At 57.6% G+C, this 17,620-nt stretch carries 16 protein-coding genes; 15 read left to right on the top strand and 1 reads right to left on the bottom strand.

All coding sequences use genetic code 11. From position 1 onward, the window contains the following. Positions 1–404 precede the first annotated feature (404 nt). The 11 genes from AC07UB_RS16045 (at position 405) to AC07UB_RS16095 (ending at position 12,476) form a co-directional block, all read left to right on the top strand. Positions 405–623, top strand: a complete 219-nt coding sequence (locus AC07UB_RS16045; RefSeq protein ID WP_492790453.1) for a hypothetical protein — start codon at positions 405–407, stop codon at positions 621–623. 84 nt (positions 624–707) lie between these two features. Further along, the gene (locus tag AC07UB_RS16050; protein WP_494654489.1) at positions 708–1,454 is read left to right on the top strand and encodes a metallophosphoesterase family protein; all 747 of its coding nucleotides are present in this window, start codon (positions 708–710) and stop codon (positions 1,452–1,454) included. Between the two features lie 204 nt (positions 1,455–1,658). After that, a complete protein-coding gene (locus tag AC07UB_RS16055) occupies positions 1,659–2,243 on the top strand; it encodes a polysaccharide biosynthesis/export family protein (RefSeq protein ID WP_492790455.1) in 585 nt (194 codons plus the stop codon). A 192-nt stretch (positions 2,244–2,435) separates the two neighbouring features. Next, positions 2,436–2,747 (top strand): hypothetical protein, encoded by a 312-nt coding sequence (locus tag AC07UB_RS16060; protein ID WP_494655275.1) that lies wholly within the window; start codon positions 2,436–2,438, stop codon positions 2,745–2,747. A gap of 106 nt (positions 2,748–2,853) precedes the next feature. Further along, positions 2,854–3,999 carry an outer membrane beta-barrel protein gene (locus tag AC07UB_RS16065; RefSeq protein WP_494655276.1) on the top strand — a complete coding sequence of 382 codons (1,146 nt, stop codon included), beginning with the start codon at positions 2,854–2,856 and terminating at the stop codon, positions 3,997–3,999. After that, a complete protein-coding gene (locus tag AC07UB_RS16070; RefSeq protein WP_492790457.1) occupies positions 3,980–6,292 on the top strand; it encodes a GumC family protein in 2,313 nt (770 codons plus the stop codon). The genes AC07UB_RS16065 and AC07UB_RS16070 overlap by 20 nt, the downstream gene beginning before the upstream one ends. A gap of 101 nt (positions 6,293–6,393) precedes the next feature. Further along, complete coding sequence (locus AC07UB_RS16075) at positions 6,394–7,707, top strand: VpsF family polysaccharide biosynthesis protein (RefSeq protein ID WP_494655277.1); 1,314 nt, start codon at positions 6,394–6,396, stop codon at positions 7,705–7,707. Positions 7,708–7,726: 19 nt separating this feature from the next. Further along, positions 7,727–8,824: a glycosyltransferase gene (locus AC07UB_RS16080; RefSeq protein ID WP_494654484.1), complete on the top strand. Its 1,098-nt coding sequence runs from the start codon at positions 7,727–7,729 to the stop codon at positions 8,822–8,824. 48 nt (positions 8,825–8,872) lie between these two features. After that, on the top strand, positions 8,873–9,988 hold the full coding sequence (locus AC07UB_RS16085) for an acyltransferase family protein (protein ID WP_494654482.1): 1,116 nt from the start codon (positions 8,873–8,875) through the stop codon (positions 9,986–9,988). Next, positions 9,985–11,040: an acyltransferase family protein gene (locus tag AC07UB_RS16090; RefSeq protein WP_492790461.1), complete on the top strand. Its 1,056-nt coding sequence runs from the start codon at positions 9,985–9,987 to the stop codon at positions 11,038–11,040. The genes AC07UB_RS16085 and AC07UB_RS16090 overlap by 4 nt, the downstream gene beginning before the upstream one ends. A 2-nt stretch (positions 11,041–11,042) precedes the next feature. Then, the gene (locus AC07UB_RS16095; RefSeq protein WP_492790462.1) at positions 11,043–12,476 is read left to right on the top strand and encodes a lipopolysaccharide biosynthesis protein; all 1,434 of its coding nucleotides are present in this window, start codon (positions 11,043–11,045) and stop codon (positions 12,474–12,476) included. Positions 12,477–12,497: 21 nt separating this feature from the next. Here the strand turns inward: AC07UB_RS16095 and AC07UB_RS16100 are convergent, their stop codons facing one another. After that, entirely contained in the window at positions 12,498–13,601 is a 1,104-nt protein-coding gene (locus tag AC07UB_RS16100) for an endo-1,4-beta-xylanase (RefSeq protein ID WP_492790463.1), read from the bottom strand. Positions 13,602–13,691: 90 nt separating this feature from the next. Here AC07UB_RS16100 and AC07UB_RS16105 point away from each other — a divergent pair, with 90 nt between their 5' ends. Genes AC07UB_RS16105 through AC07UB_RS16120 form a run of 4 tightly spaced genes read left to right on the top strand, consistent with a single transcriptional unit; the run spans position 13,692 to position 17,549 of the window. After that, the gene (locus tag AC07UB_RS16105; RefSeq protein WP_494654479.1) at positions 13,692–14,600 is read left to right on the top strand and encodes a WecB/TagA/CpsF family glycosyltransferase; all 909 of its coding nucleotides are present in this window, start codon (positions 13,692–13,694) and stop codon (positions 14,598–14,600) included. Continuing rightward, positions 14,597–15,874, top strand: coding sequence for a glycosyltransferase family 4 protein (locus tag AC07UB_RS16110; protein ID WP_494654477.1), 1,278 nt, complete (start codon positions 14,597–14,599; stop codon positions 15,872–15,874). Before AC07UB_RS16105 ends, AC07UB_RS16110 begins: the two co-directional genes overlap by 4 nt. A 20-nt stretch (positions 15,875–15,894) precedes the next feature. Continuing rightward, on the top strand, positions 15,895–17,139 hold the full coding sequence (locus tag AC07UB_RS16115) for a glycosyltransferase family 4 protein (RefSeq protein WP_494654475.1): 1,245 nt from the start codon (positions 15,895–15,897) through the stop codon (positions 17,137–17,139). Then, positions 17,136–17,549: a hypothetical protein gene (locus AC07UB_RS16120; protein ID WP_494654473.1), complete on the top strand. Its 414-nt coding sequence runs from the start codon at positions 17,136–17,138 to the stop codon at positions 17,547–17,549. The genes AC07UB_RS16115 and AC07UB_RS16120 overlap by 4 nt, the downstream gene beginning before the upstream one ends. Positions 17,550–17,620: the final 71 nt, after the last annotated feature.

The following is a 17,620-nucleotide window of genomic DNA, read 5'->3' on the forward strand; positions in this document are numbered from 1 at the left end:
GCACTTGCGAAATTCAAATCGCATGAGGAAGGCACCAACCTTCGTTGATTAAAGTTTTCCTAAAGTTTTGTACGAAATAGGGCGGGAAAACGGAAAGTTCGCGCACGTTATGACGGTTTGATGCACGCCACATTTGTGCGACGCGAGAATTTGCTGCGGTACGAAGCGGTTAAGACGAGATGCCGAATTCTTACGCTGCGGTTCTGTTGAAGCTGCCATGCGCAACCACAATCGCGCGCAAGTTCAAAATGAGAGTCGATATTCGTATCGAACAAGCGCATTGTTGAGTTGATGCGGGAATGCGCAGTCGCGCTGATACTTTGAGCAACCACGTTCACTAAAAACTAAAAGAGACACCGTAGACTCCTCGAATAGATGTGTTTTAGCTCGCAACGAGCCGCAAAATGATTGTCAGGCTGCAGAAGATCGATACGACGGGCGGCGATGACTCGTTTGCGCCGCGCGTGTCTTCGCCGGAGTCGCCGATGATCGCCGACCGCGCGAACATTCCCTCGCTCGCACCGGCCGCAGGTTCCAATCGGCGGCTGAGGAACCGACTCATCCTGGTCAATGTCGTTGCCTGGATCGTCATCATTCTCGTAATCAGGATGATTTTCTTCTGAAAAATTTCGTCACTGGAGAGCATCACGCTATCTATCGGCGGTCAGCCGATTGACCGTGGAACTTTCCCGTGGCGAAGCTCACTCATGATACGATCTGTCTCCTCCGATAATCCGCGAACGATACCTGCCTCACTGCCGGCCAATGCGCGTATCTATGCCGTCGGCGACATTCACGGCCGGGCCGATCTGCTTGCTGAAACCATCGCTCACATCGAGGACGATCTTCAGCGACGGCCTATCGAATACGCGCTCGAAGTCTATCTCGGCGACTATATCGATCGCGGGCCCGATTCAAAGAGCGTGATCGATCAACTCGCCGTCCGGATCGCTCAGCGGCGCGCGATTTGCCTGCGCGGCAACCATGAAGCAATCCTCGAAAGATTTCTCCGTGACGATCCAGCTGTCATCCGGCACTGGGCTCAACTGGGCGCGCTGCAAACTCTTGCGTCTTATGGCGTTTCGATGGGCATCGGCGCTGCCGCGATGTCACCGTCCGAACTTCAGCAATCTTTGCGCCAGGTCTTCCCACGCACACACGATCTTTTTCTCCAGTGCCTCCACAACAGCTATATGTGCGGAGATTTTCTGTTCGTTCACGCGGGAATACGGCCGGGCATTCCCATAGCGCAACAGATCCCCGAAGACCTGTTCTGGATTCGCGATGAGTTCCTGAATTCGACGGCAGATCATGGCAAGGTGATTGTGCATGGTCACACCCCGGTGGACCATCCGGATATCCGCAGAAATCGCATCAATATCGACACCGGCGCGTGGCGGACGGGAACCTTGACTTGTGTCGCGATTGAAGGCGCAACGATCCTAGTGTTGTGAGAATTACGGCGATCTCCCTGCAAATCACTTGTGCAATTCCGTTGCGCAGAAGCGGACGATGGAACCACCGCACAGTGACTGGAACAATGTCTCACATTTTTTTGCCTTGTTTGACCGACTATCATTCATTGCAATCGTCATCAGAGCGCGGCCGGCTCTGCCGGAGCGCATGTCAGTAATTTGTATGCGTTTAGTGGGGACGGCATGACGCAATCATCGGTTCGTATCGCGACACTCTTTGTCGTTCTTGCCATCATCGCTTGCAGCATCGCGGGGTTCTCCGGCGAAGCTCGCGCTCAGCAAAAACATAAGTCATCTCCTTCGGCTTCTGGCGCCTACGTTTTGGGACCCAACGACAAGGTGAGAGTTAAGGTTTATGGCGAACCCGATGTCGCTGGCGAATATGAAGTCGATGCCAGCGGCTATGTGTCGGTTCCCTTGGCAGGACGCCTCCGCGCCAGTGGGCTAACGACGGGGCAGCTCGAACGCTCGATTACGTCGGCGCTAGCAAAAGGAATCGTGCGCGATCCGCGCGTCAATGTGGAAATCGCCCTCTATCGCCCCTTCTACATTCTCGGCGAAGTCAAAAAGAGCGGAGAATATCCTTATCGCGTTGGCATGACCGTGCTCGATGCCATTGCGAGCGCCGGCGGGTTCACTTATCGCGCCAATGAAAACAAGATTCATTTGCGACGGTCCGGCAGCACTGTGGAAGAAATTTACTCACTCGACGCGCCGGTGCTTATTTTTCCGGGCGACAACATTCGGGTATCGGAACGATACTTCTAGCGCTCATCTTTATTCCTCCACATTCGAGCAAGGCGCCCACGTTCGTATTGGCATCGGATGAATTTCATCTGGTCATAGTGTCGTCTCTTTGCGGTGCAATTTTTTCTGCAATGCAGAACAATCTCCGGAACTGCGCGTTGAGCCACAACTTCGGATGCAACGCGAGACATCATTCTCCGGGAGATTGACTGCGTGAACCGAATCCACACTGACGATTTTGTGGGCGAAGGCGCGATGACTTTCTGGGCGATGACGAACAATCGAGTATTCGGAATTCTCAGCCGACATGAGCGCTTCCCGCGAGGGCCGATGAGTGATGAGTGCTTTTGCGTTGACCGCGTTGAGAAAAATCAAAGAGCGCTCGCGAACTACGCGTTCGAGGACACGACAAAATCGCTGTGGACCGAAAATTGCACGCTTGAGAAACGTACAGTGGCCGGCGACAGCGATCGTGCTTGGCCTCGCGTCACCGTCGAATGCGCAGGTGATACCGCCAACGACTGAGCTGCTGACACCTCCATGGAACGCACAGCGAGTTTTTGAACCGTCCTCATTGCCCGACCTGACCGACCGGGATACGCGCGACGAGATTCCACCAGAGGATATGCCGGTGAAAAGAAGACAGCAGCCCGGATATGAGCCGGTCGGGATACGCGCCGGATCCTGGATGTTCAATCCGTCGCTGATGTCCGGCGCGCTCTACGACAGCAACGTTTTCTCCTCCAACACCACCAAGCGCTCGGATATCGCCGCCGTGTTCGCCCCATCGTTGCGGGCGCACACCCTGTGGGAGCGCCACGGCCTGGATCTGAAGCTGGATGCGCTGTCCACGACATATAATGAGAACTCCAGCCTCAATCAGACCAATGCCAGCCTGAAAGGCAACGGCTGGTTCGACATCGCACACGACCTCACTGTTCTCGCCAATTTTCAGATCGCTCACCTGAATGAGGGCGTCGGCACGCTGAGTTCGCCGGTCAACGCGATTTCGCCGACACCTTACGATCTGTTCTCGGGCGATCTGACCGTCCGCAAGGAATTCAACCGCTTCACGACCTCGGCCGGTATGCGCGTCGATTCCTATGACTACGGCAAAACGCGCGCGCAGGACGGTTCGATCATCAATCAGGACAGTCGCGACGGTCAGATTTATTCCCTTCACAGCCGTGTGGACTACGCATTCTCACCAGTCCTGGGATGGTTCGCGGGCGTGGAAGGCAATCAACGCAACATTCGCGGCACGCCCGGTCAGACGCTCGATTCACAGGGTTATCGCGCGCTGTCCGGCTTTACCGTCGGATTCACAAATCTCATCAGTGGTGAATTCGGCGCTGGCTATGCCCAGCAGCGATTCGACGCCTTGTCGATCGGAACCATCGAAGGCCCATCCTATCGCGCGATGCTGACATGGCGCCCCACTCGCCTGCTCGACGTCCATTTCAAAGCGGAACAGATCGTCACGGAGACATCCGATACCAGTTCTACTGGCGTACTGGCGAACGCGTTTCAACTCGGCCTCGACTACGAACTCCGCCGCAACATCATCCTTTCATTGGCAGGCGGATATGAGAGCGATCGATTCGTCGGACAGCAGCGCAAGGACAAGGTCATTACCGCGGATTCGCGGATTAAATACTTGATCAACCGATACGGCGCCATTTCTTTCTTCCACAGATACACCGAGCGCGACAGCGACATTCCCGCCTTCAGCTTCGACAAACATCAGGTAGGAATAAATGTTACAGCGCAGTTCTGAATACGATTATCAAAAGCTGGAAGAGCCGGCGGGCCCGGCCGTTGGAAAATGGTCGCCGCCGACGGTCGACTTGCGCGAGATGGCGCGCATTCTGCGACGACGCTGGAAGCTGGTTGCGGCCGCGCCGCTCGCACTGACTGTCCTTGCCCTGATCTACATCATGGCGATCAGCACGCTGTACACTGCAACATCGACGGTTCTAGTCGATCCGCGCCGCGCCAATGTCGTCGATACCAGCCAGACTGTGCTTTCCAACTTTGGTACTGACGACGCAACGATCGAAAGCCAAACGCTTCTGATCCAGTCGGTAGCGATTCTCCAGCGCGTTGTGGAAAAGCTCAAGCTCACCGCGGATCCGGAATTCATGCCGAAACCCGGCTTTCTCGATCCGCTCAAGGGATTGTTCAGCAGCAGCGGCCCCACCGCGGGCGCAAGTCCGGAGGATGCCGCAAAGGCAAGATCCGTCGAGATCCTTCAGAAGCGGATGAAGGTGACGCGACAAGGCACCACGTTTCTTGTCGACATCAGCGTTAACTCGGAAGAGCCGCGAAAGGCCGCGGCGATCGCAAACGAGATAGCCCAGAGCTACTTCGAGGAACAGGTCCGCGCCAAGTATGACGCGACGAAAATCGCTGCCAGCTGGCTCAATAGCCAGATCGAGGGGCTGAAGTCGCGCGTTGTGACGTCCGAGCAAGTCGTGGAGGATTTTCGAGCCACCAACAATCTTGCGGTGTCGCAGGGCGTGACGGTCAACGACCAGCAGATCACGGACCTCAACAACAAGCTCATTGCCGCGCGCGTACAAACCGCCGAGGCGCGCGCCAAATATGATCAAGTTCAGCAACTCGCCAAATCGGGCAGCGACCCCGGAGGGATCAACGCCGCCATTACGTCGGATATGATCACCAAGTTGCGCACGCAATATGCCGACATCGCCAAGAACGAAGCGGATCTTTCGAGCAAGTACGGCCCTCGCCATCCGCTCGTCGCCAACATACGCGCGCAGCTGCGTGACACCCAGCGTCTGATCAATGAAGAAATCCGCCGCATTCTCGACAGTACGCAACACGACTACGATGTTGCACGCTCCCGTGAATCATCTTTGCAGGAAAGCCTTGATAAGGTTCAGGACGTATCGAGTTCGTCCGGTCAGGCGCAGGTACGCCTTCACGAACTGCAGCGTGAGGCCGAGGCTAATCGCACACTCTATGAATCCTATCTCGCACGCTACAAGGAAACGTCGGCGCAAGAGAGCCTGGAGATGCCCGATTCCCGCGTTGTGACGAGGGCGAGCATCCCGATCCGGCCATCGTCGCCCAAGACCATGCTCATTCTTGGTCTTGCGCTCATGCTCGGCGTCGGCGGCGGAAGTGTTTTCGCGTTCCTGGCCGACTACCTCGATCGTCGCATGAAGACACTTGAACAAGTGGAATCCATCTCGGGCGTGCCGGCGCTCGCAGCCGTTCCGTTGATCGGCACTCGTGAGCTTGCCGCGCGGGCCAAACGCGGCCGGAACGAACTCGGTCGTTATGACCCAAAAACCGTACGGCTTTTGCCGCCGCCGCTTCAACCGCCTCTGATGCGATATGCCTTAGACGAGCCCGGCACCTTCTTTGCTGAGGCAGTACGCGCCGTTCGCCTCGCCCTTCAGCGGACAATGCGGATTCAGCCGGTCAAGGTTGTACTGGTGACATCCTCGCTCGACAACGAGGGGAAAACGACGCTTGCTGCGAACCTCGCCCTGTCGCTTGCGACACTCGGAATCAAGACTCTTCTCATCGACGGCGACCTCCGCAACCCGCAGCTGACGCGAGCGCTTTGCCCTCATGCCGATGCCGGATTGCTCGAAGTCGCGACCGGTCAGACACGGCTGGAACAGGCCATCTTGCTCGACCGCGCTTCCGGGCTCTCGATCCTGCCATCACCCGCAGTAAAGAACGTCGACATCGTCACCGAGCTGATGTTCTCCGAGCGGATCGTCGAAATTCTGGATCATTTGCGTCAGCGCTACGAGCTGATCATCATCGACTCGCCGCCGCTTGTTCCGCTGGTCGATGGGCGAGCGTTGGCGGAACTTGCCGATCGCATCGTTCTCGCTGTGGGGTGGGACCAGACTCCTCAAGACGTTCTCACGCATACCATCAACCTGCTAGCTCCCGTCTACGACCGAATTCTCGGCACCGTGCTGACGCGAGTCGACCTCAGCCGCCTTCGATTCTACGACTACTATCGCAGCTCGGCCTATCTCAAACCTTATGGCACTGCGGGATTGAACCCGAGGCCAGCGGAATGAGAGCGCGCGGGCCGATGAGCGGATCTCCACGCGCATTCCCGGTGAATGGGCCGCTTTCGCCATATCCCGGCGGGCGCCTTGCCATGGCGGACGCTCGCCAGTTGCCGTTCGCCGCGGACCGTGCATCGGTGGCAGGTACATCGTTCATCGACGTCATAGTCGTGGGATTGTTGCTGCTCGCAGTGATCGCAACATTCACGCTGTCCGCGGCGATGCTAACGAACTGGAATATCCACTATTTAACAGCCGGTGGAAACTTCTATGAGAAATTGCATCCCGCGGCCTACCTTACACTTCTCGCCTTCGGCCTGCTGCTAATACGCAACAGCGATCCGGTCGGCGAACTCGACCGGATGTTTTCTGAAGCAAAGCTCGTCATTGTCTATTTGATGTGCTGGTTGTTGCTTCTCGTTCAGATGTTCGTGTTGGAACGTCCATTCACGGTCATCATCGACACTTTCCTCCTGCCGGTGGTGCTGTGCCTTCTCATCTGGCAGCTCACTCCGGCGCAAAGAAAGCCGCTGGTATGGGCCGTTCACCTTACAATTCTCCTGAACGTATGCCTTGGATACTATGAATATTTTTCCGGTCACCGGATCATTCCGCTCACACTTGGCAATGTACTCGTGGTCGGTGAGTGGCGCTCCTCGGCGTTTCTTGGGCATCCGCTGACCGCGTCCGGGCTGGTTAGCGCTTACATCCTTGCGCTGGTTTTGCGGCCCGCGCTTTGCCCACCCGTCGTGCTTCGGATTGCACTCGTTACGTTCTGTCTCGGATCGTTGATGGCGTTCGGCGGCCGGACAGCGCTGGTTACAGTGCTCATCGTGCTGGGCTTGCTTGCTATCGCGGAAGTATTTCTAATCTTGCGCGGCAAGCGAGTATCGCTTCCGGCGCTGATAGGAACCATCTGCCTGCTCTTTGTCGCGGGTGCCGGCCTTTTCGCTGCATTCGATCTTGGCACCTTCGACAAGATGCTGTTGCGATTCTCGTCGGATAAGGGCAGCGCGCTCGCACGCTTTGCCACCTTTGATCTGCTGTCCCATTTCGATTGGCATGAGTTGATCATGGGACCGAATCCAGTGCGCGTAAACGCACTTCAGGCGCAGCTCGGGCTCAACTACGGCATCGAGAACTTCTGGATTTCGTGCATCGTCCAGTTCGGCGTGATCCATACCGCCCTGCTGACGATCGGGCTGATCGGCTTCTTTGTGGAAGTCATGAAGCGCGCCAGCTCTGCCGCATGGGCGATCGTTCTGCTGATTTTGGTGATCGCGGCAAGTTCGGTCAGCTTCTCGTCAAAAAACATCCAGCTTGCGCAGTTTATCATGATCATCACGCTGCTGTTGCCGCGAGACGAAGCACGTCGCGCGGCGGCGCAGCCTTTTCCCGGAAGATCGATTCCACTTCGTGGATGAATGCCGAGATTGGACTCACATGACCATTTACGTCGACCACACCCATCTCGGACGTCATGTTACCGGCCTCGAACGCATTACGCTTGAGTTGTTCTCGCAGGAAACTCTCGCGCCGCTCAACGTCGTTCCAGTGACCGTGCAGGGCGCCGGACGCATGGTAGCGACGCAGACGTTCGGGCTCCCGTCCCGGCTGCTGGATCCATCCTCCATCCTGTTGTGCCCTGGCTTTCCGCCCAGCCCGCTGCTGCGGCCGTTCGCGGCGCGCGTCATTCCCTACATTCACGACATGTTTCTGTTGTCACGGCGGGCCGATCTCAACTGGCGCGCCAAGCTCTATATGGCAAAGCCGTTTGAGTTAGCGGTCAAGAATTATCCTCGCTTTCTCGTGAATTCGGTCGATACCTGGCACAAGCTCTCCAGGTACTGCAGATCGGATGCAGAGATCACACTTTACCGCCCGCCGGTGCGCAACGTGTTCAACCTGTCCCCGGACAAACGTTCCGATCCCTCCGGGAGGATGTCCCCGCTTCGCCTCGTCGCACTTGGAACCGTCGAGCCGCGCAAGAATTTTTTCGCAGCTGCACGAATTCTCGCCGCGCTACGCGAGCGTGGTTTCGAAAACGCGACGCTGGAAATTGTCGGCCGCGAAGGCTGGGGCGAAGACTGGCGTATGCTTGAAGCATGCCCGGGCGTTATCCTGCACGGCTACCAATCGACGGATCGTGCCAGACAGATCCTTCAGGATGCCGACGTATTCATTTGCACATCCCACGAAGAAGGCCTCGGCCTGCCGCTGCTCGAAGCGCAGTATGCGGGCCTTCCAATCGTGGCGCCTGATGCCGCGATTTTCCGCGAAGTGCTGGGTCAATCCGGAATCTTCATCGATTCCGCCGATCTTTCGTCATCGGTCAGGTCAATTTCCGACGCCATTTCAGCGCCGGAATGGCGAGCGTTCCACGCCACGCGCGCGGCGAAAAACCTGGCGCGCTGGAATGCTCTTGCCGCCTCGGACCACGACGCCGTCATCAACCTGATCACCCGAGTCGCCCAGCGGCGCACGTCCGTTCCAGCGGCACTTGTTCAGTTCAATCGGGATGACCGCGGCATCACGCCGTAGGCAAGAGCAATCTTTCGCACAAGCAATCAATTTACCAGGAAAGAACCGTTGCAGGAACCACGCCACAACACGCGACATCTGGATGCGTTGCGGATCATCGCCGCCAGCGCCGTCGTTGTCTTGCATTATGCGGATTACGTGAAGGACGTCCCTGCAGGGCGCTTTATGCTCGCGCATACCCTGCATTTCAATTTGTTCGTAGACCTGTTCTTTGTGATCTCCGGCTTTGTGATTGCAAGTCAGTACCTCGACAAGGTCGATGACTTTCCATCGATCGGACGATTTCTCTGGCGGCGGCTGGCGCGCATCTATCCGCTCCATCTGGCCACGCTGGCGTTCTATGTGATTATCGCGCTCGCAATTTATACCGGCTATGCAAATGACGGAAATCTCGCGCGCTATCCTCTGTCCGATATCCCAGCACAGCTTTTCCTGCTTCACGCTCTCGACGGTCAACGGCTGACCTTCAACTTTCCGAGCTGGTCGCTGTCCGCGGAAATGTTCTGCTATCTCGCCTTTCCCGTTGCGGCCGTTCTCGCTGTCCGTCGCAAGGAACTTGTCCTCGCGCTTGTCGTCATCCTGATGATCGCAAACAGCTTCTATGCAGCGGCGACCGGAACCGCACCATGGGCTGAATGGATCAACAAAGGCGGCGTATTCCGGGCGCTTCCCGGTTTCAATCTCGGCGTCGCATGTTATCTCTTCCGCGACCAGATCGCGCGCTGGCCCATAATTCCAGGCATTCTGACGAGCGCCCTGACGGCATTCATTCTGCTCGGGTGGCTCCTGCCGGAATTGGCGGCTCTCATTGCAGTCTATGCGATCGCCGTTCTCGCGATCCATTGCGATACTTTCGGCGCATCGACCTTACTGACGCGGATGCGCTTCGATCGAAGCTCCGTCTACACTTACTCCTGCTATATGCTCCACATTCCGGTTGCCACCGCCGTATTGACGTTCGGTGCGCGTTATCTGCCCATCGGCACGCCGGGCGGGAAGCTGGCTCTACTGCCGGTCGCCGTCGCGGTTCTCGCGGCCACAAGCGCTCTGTCATACCGGTTCTTTGAAACGCCTTCGCGCCGATATCTAAACGAGATGTTCGACCATCGAATCGCACAACGAGCTTCGGCGCCAGCCATCCCGCAGCCGGAGAACACGCGATGACGATGGTGTCGCGCGCTTCCGACCATTGGATAGCCAACCAGGACGCACGCACGCGAACGGTGGGCCGGGACTCTGTCATCGACACCACGCGTGGTATCGCCATCCTCATGGTGATCGCGATCCACTCGCTTCCCCAGCCGCTCGATGCATCCTGGCAAAAATTGATCGATGCGGCGCTGCGCCCCTGTGTGCCGATTTTTCTGTTCGCATCAGGTTATTTGACCGCGCTCTCGGGAAAGGTTGCGTTGTGGAAGCGCGTCAAGGCGGCGCTCATTCCGTATGCCATTGTCTTCGTCGCGGCCTATATCTACATGGCCTTGCATAATGCTGCGATGGATCACCGCGTCACGACGGCCGCTGCCAGATTCATTTTCGCCTACGTCTTTGTCTACTACTACGTCTTCGTCTATATCGGCTGCACTCTCGGCTTGTGGCTGATTTTTCTGATCGCTGAACGTAACGCTTCCAACGACCGGCAACGGCTTGCTGTTCTCCTTTCGCTTTCGATCGTGGTCGGCCTCATTGCCGGGAGTTACATCGATCCCTTGCTGGCTCGCGTCAGCATTTCAGAATCGATCGTTCAGGAAGTGCGTCTGCGTGATATTCCGTTCTGGTTTTCCTTTGTGGCATTAGGCGCCCTTGTGGGGCTATTCACCAGCGGGCCGGAACTTCGTAACATGCGCCTCATCTTGGCTGCGTCGGCTTTGGCGGCTTACTTAATATATGCAGCGGTGAGGATATTCGGTATCGGCGACGCCGCCGACTACGATTCGACTGCATTCTTCGGTTATGCGTCATTGCTCTGCATCCTGCTGCTGGTTCTTCGTCCGCGGTTGCCGTTGCTGGCAACCATCGGGTCAGGCAGCTACTTCATTTACCTCTGGCATATCTTCCCGGTCATGGCGCTGCGCGACCACACATCGTTGCGCGCCTTCGGACCCATCGCGGACTTTGCAACCACCTATGCGGTAACTGCTCTCGTCAGTGTCGGCGCCCTGCTGGCTGTACGGCGGATCGCTCCTTCCCATTTTTCGCGTTGGCTGGGGGCCTGACCATGCTGTTGCGCCACACACTTCTTTATATGCCGGCGCAGATCGTCGGCCCGCTGTTCCAGTTGATCGCCATGGTGGTCTGGACCCATGTCGTCAGCGAGCATACCCTCGGCGTCATTACGCTGATTACAGCCACGCATGAACTCCTGCAGATCGGCTTTCTTGCGTGGTGGTCGCAATACGCATTGCGATTCTTTGGACGCTTTCAGAGCGGCGACGATGCGCAACGCTTTCGCCGGACAGAAAGCGCCGTTTTGCTCGCCTCGATCGCGATCCAGAGCGCGGCCATCATCGGTATTCTGATTCTGGTGATTGCGCCGGATGCAAATGCCGGACTGCTCATTGCAACCGTCGCCTACATTATCACCCGCTCATTCAATCTTTACATCGGCGAACGCGCCCGTGTGCAGCAGCAGATCGCCGTCTACTCGATCCAGCAGGTTGTCGGGCCGGCGATCGGGTTCATCATTGGCCTGATCCTGATTAAACTGCTCGGTCAGGATCCTGAATGGCCGCTGGTGGGTTACGCCATCGCGCAGCTGGTCGCCATCCTTATCGTGCTGCCGAAAATCGGCTATGGCTGGCGGTTATGGCCGATCGATCGTTCGATTGTCAGGCACGCGCTGCATTACGGCATTCCGATCATTATCGGCGGTGCGTTGGGCTGGGTTGGCCTCAACGCCTCTCGCTTCATCGTCAACGACATGCTGGGCGTTGCTGCTGCCGGCTTGTTCGCGGTTGGCTACGGTCTCGGACAGCGGGCGGCGGCTGTCGCGGCAATGCTCGTCACGGCTGCGGCATTCCCGATCGCGGTCAAGCGCATGGAGGACAGCGGCAGCAAGGCCGCGATGCGGCAGCTCGCAGACAACAGTGCGCTTCTCATTGCTATTCTGGCGCCAAGCATCGTGGGAATATTCATGCTGCGCGCCGAGATCGTCCATCTGCTAATCGCAGCGCCATTTCAGCAGGTGACATTGGCGGTTCTGCCGTTGTCCGTTCTGGCCGGCGCTATCCGCAATCTGCGCGCACATTTCGGCGATCAGGTATTTCTCCTGCACAGCCGGACCCGCCTGCTGATAGTGGTCGCGAGCATAGATGCCATAGTGACCGTCATCCTCAGCTTTATCTGCATCTGGTATTGGGGCATCGTTGGCGGGGCCGTTGCGACCGTCGTCGCCGCTTCAGCCGCAGCGATTGCGAGCTTCACGATCGGATTCTCGCAGTTCGGATTGACGCTGCCGCTGGGTCATCTGGTCCGCATCGCACTTGCAACCGTCGGGATGGGCGCTGTTTTGCGGATTCTGCCGAACGCTGCCAACTTCGTCGCGCTCACCGCGCACATTGCCATGGGCGCGGCGACCTATATGGCGATACTCGCCGTGCTTTATGCGCCGTCCATGTTGAAGCTGCGCCGCGCCCGGCCGCAGCAAACGTGATGGCGACCGGGTTTTCGACGGCTACACCTTTCTCGCGTTGTTCTTGAACGCGCGCGCCATCGCGTACCAGAGCGGCTTCTTCTGGTTTGCATCGTCGAAGGGCAGCGGCCGCGGAAGCCGCTCGGCAAGCGGGTTCTTCTTCTTGGCCGCATCCGTATAGAACGAATAGTTATCGGCAAGCTCCCAGGCGATCACGACCTTGACGGCAGGGATCTGCAACACGGTGTTGAGGAATTTTTCGGCAGTTTCGGCAATCATTGCGTCGCGGCTCGGAATATCATCCGGAAACGTATCGTCTCGAACATCGAACTCGGTAATATAGATATCGACCTTACGCTCGGCGAGCGTATGGACGAAATCCGCGAACCGTGCGGGATCGTGCGGATAGCGCGGTTGAAGATGTCCCTGCAACCCGACGGCATGGAGCGGCACGCCGGCGTCTTGTAGTTCATCGACCAAGCGGAGCAGGCCTTTGCGAACCGTACGTCCGACATCATCGTCGCGCTCGGTCTGAGCTTCGTTGAGGACAAATTTTGTTTTCTTGTCGGCCAACGCCGCACGTTCGAACGCGCGCCGCACGTAACCTGTTCCGAATGTGTCGTACCACGGACCCAGCCGATAACCACCCGGCGCCTTGTGCCCCGGCCAGAATGGCTCATTCACAATATCCCAAGAATGCAGCTTGCCCGCATAGCGGCCGACCACCTCTTCGATATAGCCGTCGAAAAATGTCTGCCGCTCTGCGGTCGTCATGCTCTTCACCCATGATGGAACCCACTCGTTCCAAATGAGACAATGGCCGCGCATCGGGATCTTGTTGCTTGCACAGAATCGCAGCAGGCGGTCCGCGCTTTCGAAACGCTTCGGTCCCGGTTGTGGCGCAATCGTGCCCATTTTCATGGCGACGTCGGTCGTCACAATCCTGGTGTGCGTTGTATAGAGTTCCCGGTACGCAAGATCCTTATCGATCACGGGCCCTGCGGCCGCGCCGAACACGAATCCATTCGCCGCCGCAATTGCGCCAAGACTTTCATTTGCGCTAGCCGCAAATGTCACTCGGCTAGATGCAACACTCGCGCCAGCAAGAACCGCAAGTGCTTGTCGCCGTGAACACGCCACATGCATGGCAGACCTCCTTTGAAAGAATAATTTTGTCTCGCCGTCGCTGAACTAAGTGAGCCAGACGCCATCGTTGCGTCGCAATGGTGCGATTTCGTGACGTTATCGTTTCGAAGAATTAAATCTTCGAGTGCGTCGGTCCATCGTCATCAACGAAGGGCACCTTGTTTTTGTGCACGCGTACCTCGACCACAATGTCAGGAGATCGACATGCTGGACTCGCAGATGCGACAGCCGGACAATCTCATCGTCGATGGCATCGCCATCAACGTTCTATCGATGCCAGCGGCCGTATCTTCAATCGTATCGGCAGCGAGATCGGGTGACGGCTTCAGCGTCTGTACGCTCAACCTCGATCACGTTGCGCAACTGCAACAACTCCCTGACTTTCGCGCGGCCTATCGTCGAGCGCGATTCGTTACAGCCGATGGGTTTCCGATCGTTATTCTAGGTCGTCTCGCCGGAGCGCAAATCGAGAGAACAACCGGCGCCGACCTTGTCCAGCCGCTTTGCGAGCAGGCCGGACGAAACGGGATCCCCGTTTTCTTTCTTGGCTCCAACAATCTCACCCTTCACAGAACAACCCGGCGATTGTCTGAAAGATTCAAAGGGCTTGAAGTCGTTGGGTGGTTCTCGCCGAACGCCAAATTTGATCCCTACTCCCACGAGGCCGACCGTGCGATCGACGAGATCCGGGCATCCGGCGCAAGACTCTGCTTCGTTGCGTTAGGTGCGCCTCGGCAGGAAATTTTCGCGGCGCGCTGTCTCGATGAACTTCCTGGCGTCGGGTTGCTCTGTATCGGCGCTGCCCTCGACTTTATCGCCCACACACAGGATCGCGCCCCGGCGATCACGCAGAAGATAGGCCTCGAATGGGCATGGCGAATGCTGCGCAATCCGCGCCGGCTGGGACCGCGTTATGCACGATGCATGGCGATTGTCCCCGGGCTGGTCGCTCGCAGCATTCCGCAAATCGTAACAGCACGAATAAGGAAAGCGGCATGACATCAATACTGACACTTGCGCAGCGGGCCAGAAATGCGGGTCGCGTCGAGCGGCGTTATCAAATCTGCCTGATCCATCCGTTCGATCCGCGCGGCGAGAAGGTTGGCGGCCTTGAGACCTACATCAGGGATTTCATCACTTTTCATCCTAACGACACCGATCTGCTGTTCATCGGAGTGGACTCAGCGGGGGACCTGAAACTTGGCGAGATTCACAAGCTCATCTTTCGAGGCCGGACCTTCGATTTCCTTCCGATCTTACACTATTCAGATCAGCAGGCGCGCGAAGCTGCCCGCACCATCCGAACGTCGCTGACAGGGCAGTTTTTCATGGCACTGCTGCGCAACTTCGGGACTATCGCGAAGCTGATCCGTGCACGCCGCTGCTCGATCGATTTGCGCCGCGTGGAATTCTCCTGGCTGCCTGCCGTTCTTAGACAGCCCTTCGTCCAGATGCTGCATGGTGAAGGTGCGCCGAAGCTGCGGATGGACTCGTTGCTACAAAAATACTCGTTTGTCCACAATGCCGGTGAGCGCTTTGCCATGGCGACGAGCTCCAAATTTCTTTGCGTGAACCCGTACATCACCGAGCGGCTTCAGAAGACTTATCCGCGGCAGAAGGAAAAAATCGATACGCTGTGGACTTGGGTCAACACGGAGATATTCAAGCCACAGCCACTGTCCCGTGACACGACGACATTCCGCATTGTCTTTGCGGGCCGCCTTGATGAGTTCAAGGACCCGCCGCTGATGTTCCAAACCATCGGGCGGCTGCAGCAACTCGTGCAGGAAAAGGTCGAGTTTCACTATATAGGGACCAGCGACCCGCACCGGTTCGCCGAATTCGCGGCGATCGAAAACAACACCATTCGACATGGATTCAAGGACGCTGCCGGCATGGCAACGACATTGGCCAGTGTGCATGTTGGGATTCTGACCTCGGAATTCGAGGGAATGCCGCGCTTCGTTCTTGAAACGCTGGCCGTCGGGCGCCCCGTTGTCGCCATGCACCTGCCTCAGCTCGAGGCCGTTATTCGCGACGGCGAAGGTGGTTATCTGGTGCGACGTAGCGATTCGAGATCCGACATGGTGGAACGTCTCGCTCACCGCTTCATCAACGTCCGCGACGCTATCGCCAACGGCGAGATGGATTCGTCACGTATCGCAGCGGGAATCAAGAGCTTCACGCCAGGAACGCAGCTTGCGCGGGTCTTCCGCTACCATCAGGAAATCCAGAATACGCGGGGTATGATCGTCAATCCGCAGACCCACTGAACGGCTATTGGGGAAGCTCCATGAATATTCTGATGCTCACAAGCGAGTTCGCTCCCGCGACCGGCGGGATCGGCACCTACGCACGCGAGATCGCCGCCGCCGCTGCCGGCCTCGGCGCAAAAATGACGGTTCTTGCTCCGGACTATTCGAAGAGTTCTCCAGCCGAAGACGGATCGCTTCCTTTCGAGCTTCAACGGTTTCGCGGCGGTCTCCATTCGATGCGGAATCTGCCATCCAAGATTCTTCTCGCGCGCAATCGCCTGAGACTGGACGATTACGACATCGTTCATGCCGCGGATTGGCCGTTTTTCATTCCGCTGGCTCTGTCACGACGTCGGACGCGAGCTCGTCTGCTGATGACCGTTCATGGCACCGAAATCAACGAGACGCAGACACCGCTCAAGCGTCTTGCGATCCGCACCGCGGGAGTTTTTGGACCGCGGATGGAGGTGGCTGCGAACAGCCGCTATACGCGTGATCTTTTTCACAGCCGTTTTGCCATCACGCCGCAGCGGATCAGTGCGATCCCGCTTGGCGTATCGGACTTCTGGTTCGGTCCACCTAACGCCCGGGAGGCGACCCGCAAAGCCTACGGCATCGGAGCGGACAAGATCGTCATGGTCACGGTTGCCCGGCTCACACGCCGCAAGGGGCACCATATGACATTCGCAGCGCTTGCCCTCCTGCCGGAACAGTTACGGAAGCGCATCACATGGCTGGTCATTGGCCCGAATGGCGAACCGGACTATGTCGAGGAACTACGCGATATGGTCGACACGTCGGGTTGCGACGTCCATCTTCTGGGCTCGCTGCCAAATGAAGCCATCCGCGACATCTATGGCGCCAGTGATTTCTTTTGCCTGACCGGCGTGCCGGATTCGTCCGGGCGGGTGGAAGGCTTTGGTCTCGTCTATCTCGAAGCTGGCGCCGGTGGCCTGCCGAGCGTCGCAACCGCCATCGGCGGCGTTCCCGACGCCGTGATCGACGATGAAACTGGACTTCTCGTTGAACCCGCACCCGAAGCTATCGCGCACGCCATTACAGAAATTGTTGAAGACAGTGATACGCGCTCGATTCTCGCCGCCGGCGCATCGGCACATGCGCGCGCGTTGTCATGGGAACGCTGCGCCGCCGAAACTTATGGTCTGCTGCGGTCTGGCGAGCGCGCGATTTTCAAGGCATCAAACCGGCATTCGGTCCAAAACCAGGCGCGGCGAGAGGAACGCATTCCCCGGACAGCGGCTTCGGCGGGGCTCGTGAGATGAAAGCACTCGCCGCGGGCATCGTCTTGATCGGGTTCATCACTGCGCCCGCCCATGCTGAAGGCTGCAGCAAGAGCCGTGACTATTTGCTGGGCGGCGTCGGAGGCGATCTCCCGCAGCCACCGCAAGCTTATCAAGGCCTGTTCAAGACATGTTTGGCGACGACCCGTATGTCGAACGTCAGGGATGCGTACATTTTGAAGGATGGCGGCATCGCCGTGATTCCGAAGCAGGATAATGTCGCGGCAACTGCTGGCACGCTTTCAGCTTTCTGCGATGCCAATCCGCGAGGCACCCTGCGATTCCTGTCCCGCAAGGATTTGCTTCAGACGCCCTCGGTCGCACGTATCGTGCAATTCTCCTCGACGGGATCAACGCCGTGCCGGAAGATAAAGGGTAACTCGTTGTCCTGAATGTCCGATCGTCAATTTTCGTCAGATCCGTAACCATAAGAGAAATCTAGGCTTTTCGCCTCGCAATGCGA

The sequence above is a fragment of the Afipia sp. GW821-FHT04G03 genome (genome assembly GCF_059419985.1).

Bases quoted from the DNA above. Each gene is read 5' to 3' on its own strand.
- AC07UB_RS16090 (WP_492790461.1), top strand. From the start codon at position 9,985: ATGACGATGGTGTCGCGCGCTTCCGACCATTGGATAGCCAACCAGGAC.
- AC07UB_RS16080 (WP_494654484.1), top strand. From the start codon at position 7,727: ATGACCATTTACGTCGACCACACCCATCTCGGACGTCATGTTACCGGC.
- AC07UB_RS16110 (WP_494654477.1), top strand. From the start codon at position 14,597: ATGACATCAATACTGACACTTGCGCAGCGGGCCAGAAATGCGGGTCGC.
- AC07UB_RS16120 (WP_494654473.1), top strand. From the start codon at position 17,136: ATGAAAGCACTCGCCGCGGGCATCGTCTTGATCGGGTTCATCACTGCG.
- AC07UB_RS16055 (WP_492790455.1), top strand. From the start codon at position 1,659: ATGACGCAATCATCGGTTCGTATCGCGACACTCTTTGTCGTTCTTGCC.
- AC07UB_RS16050 (WP_494654489.1), top strand. From the start codon at position 708: ATGATACGATCTGTCTCCTCCGATAATCCGCGAACGATACCTGCCTCA.
- AC07UB_RS16045 (WP_492790453.1), top strand. From the start codon at position 405: ATGATTGTCAGGCTGCAGAAGATCGATACGACGGGCGGCGATGACTCG.
- AC07UB_RS16095 (WP_492790462.1), top strand. From the start codon at position 11,043: ATGCTGTTGCGCCACACACTTCTTTATATGCCGGCGCAGATCGTCGGC.
- AC07UB_RS16100 (WP_492790463.1), bottom strand. From the start codon at position 13,601: ATGCATGTGGCGTGTTCACGGCGACAAGCACTTGCGGTTCTTGCTGGC.
- AC07UB_RS16070 (WP_492790457.1), top strand. From the start codon at position 3,980: ATGTTACAGCGCAGTTCTGAATACGATTATCAAAAGCTGGAAGAGCCG.
- AC07UB_RS16115 (WP_494654475.1), top strand. From the start codon at position 15,895: ATGAATATTCTGATGCTCACAAGCGAGTTCGCTCCCGCGACCGGCGGG.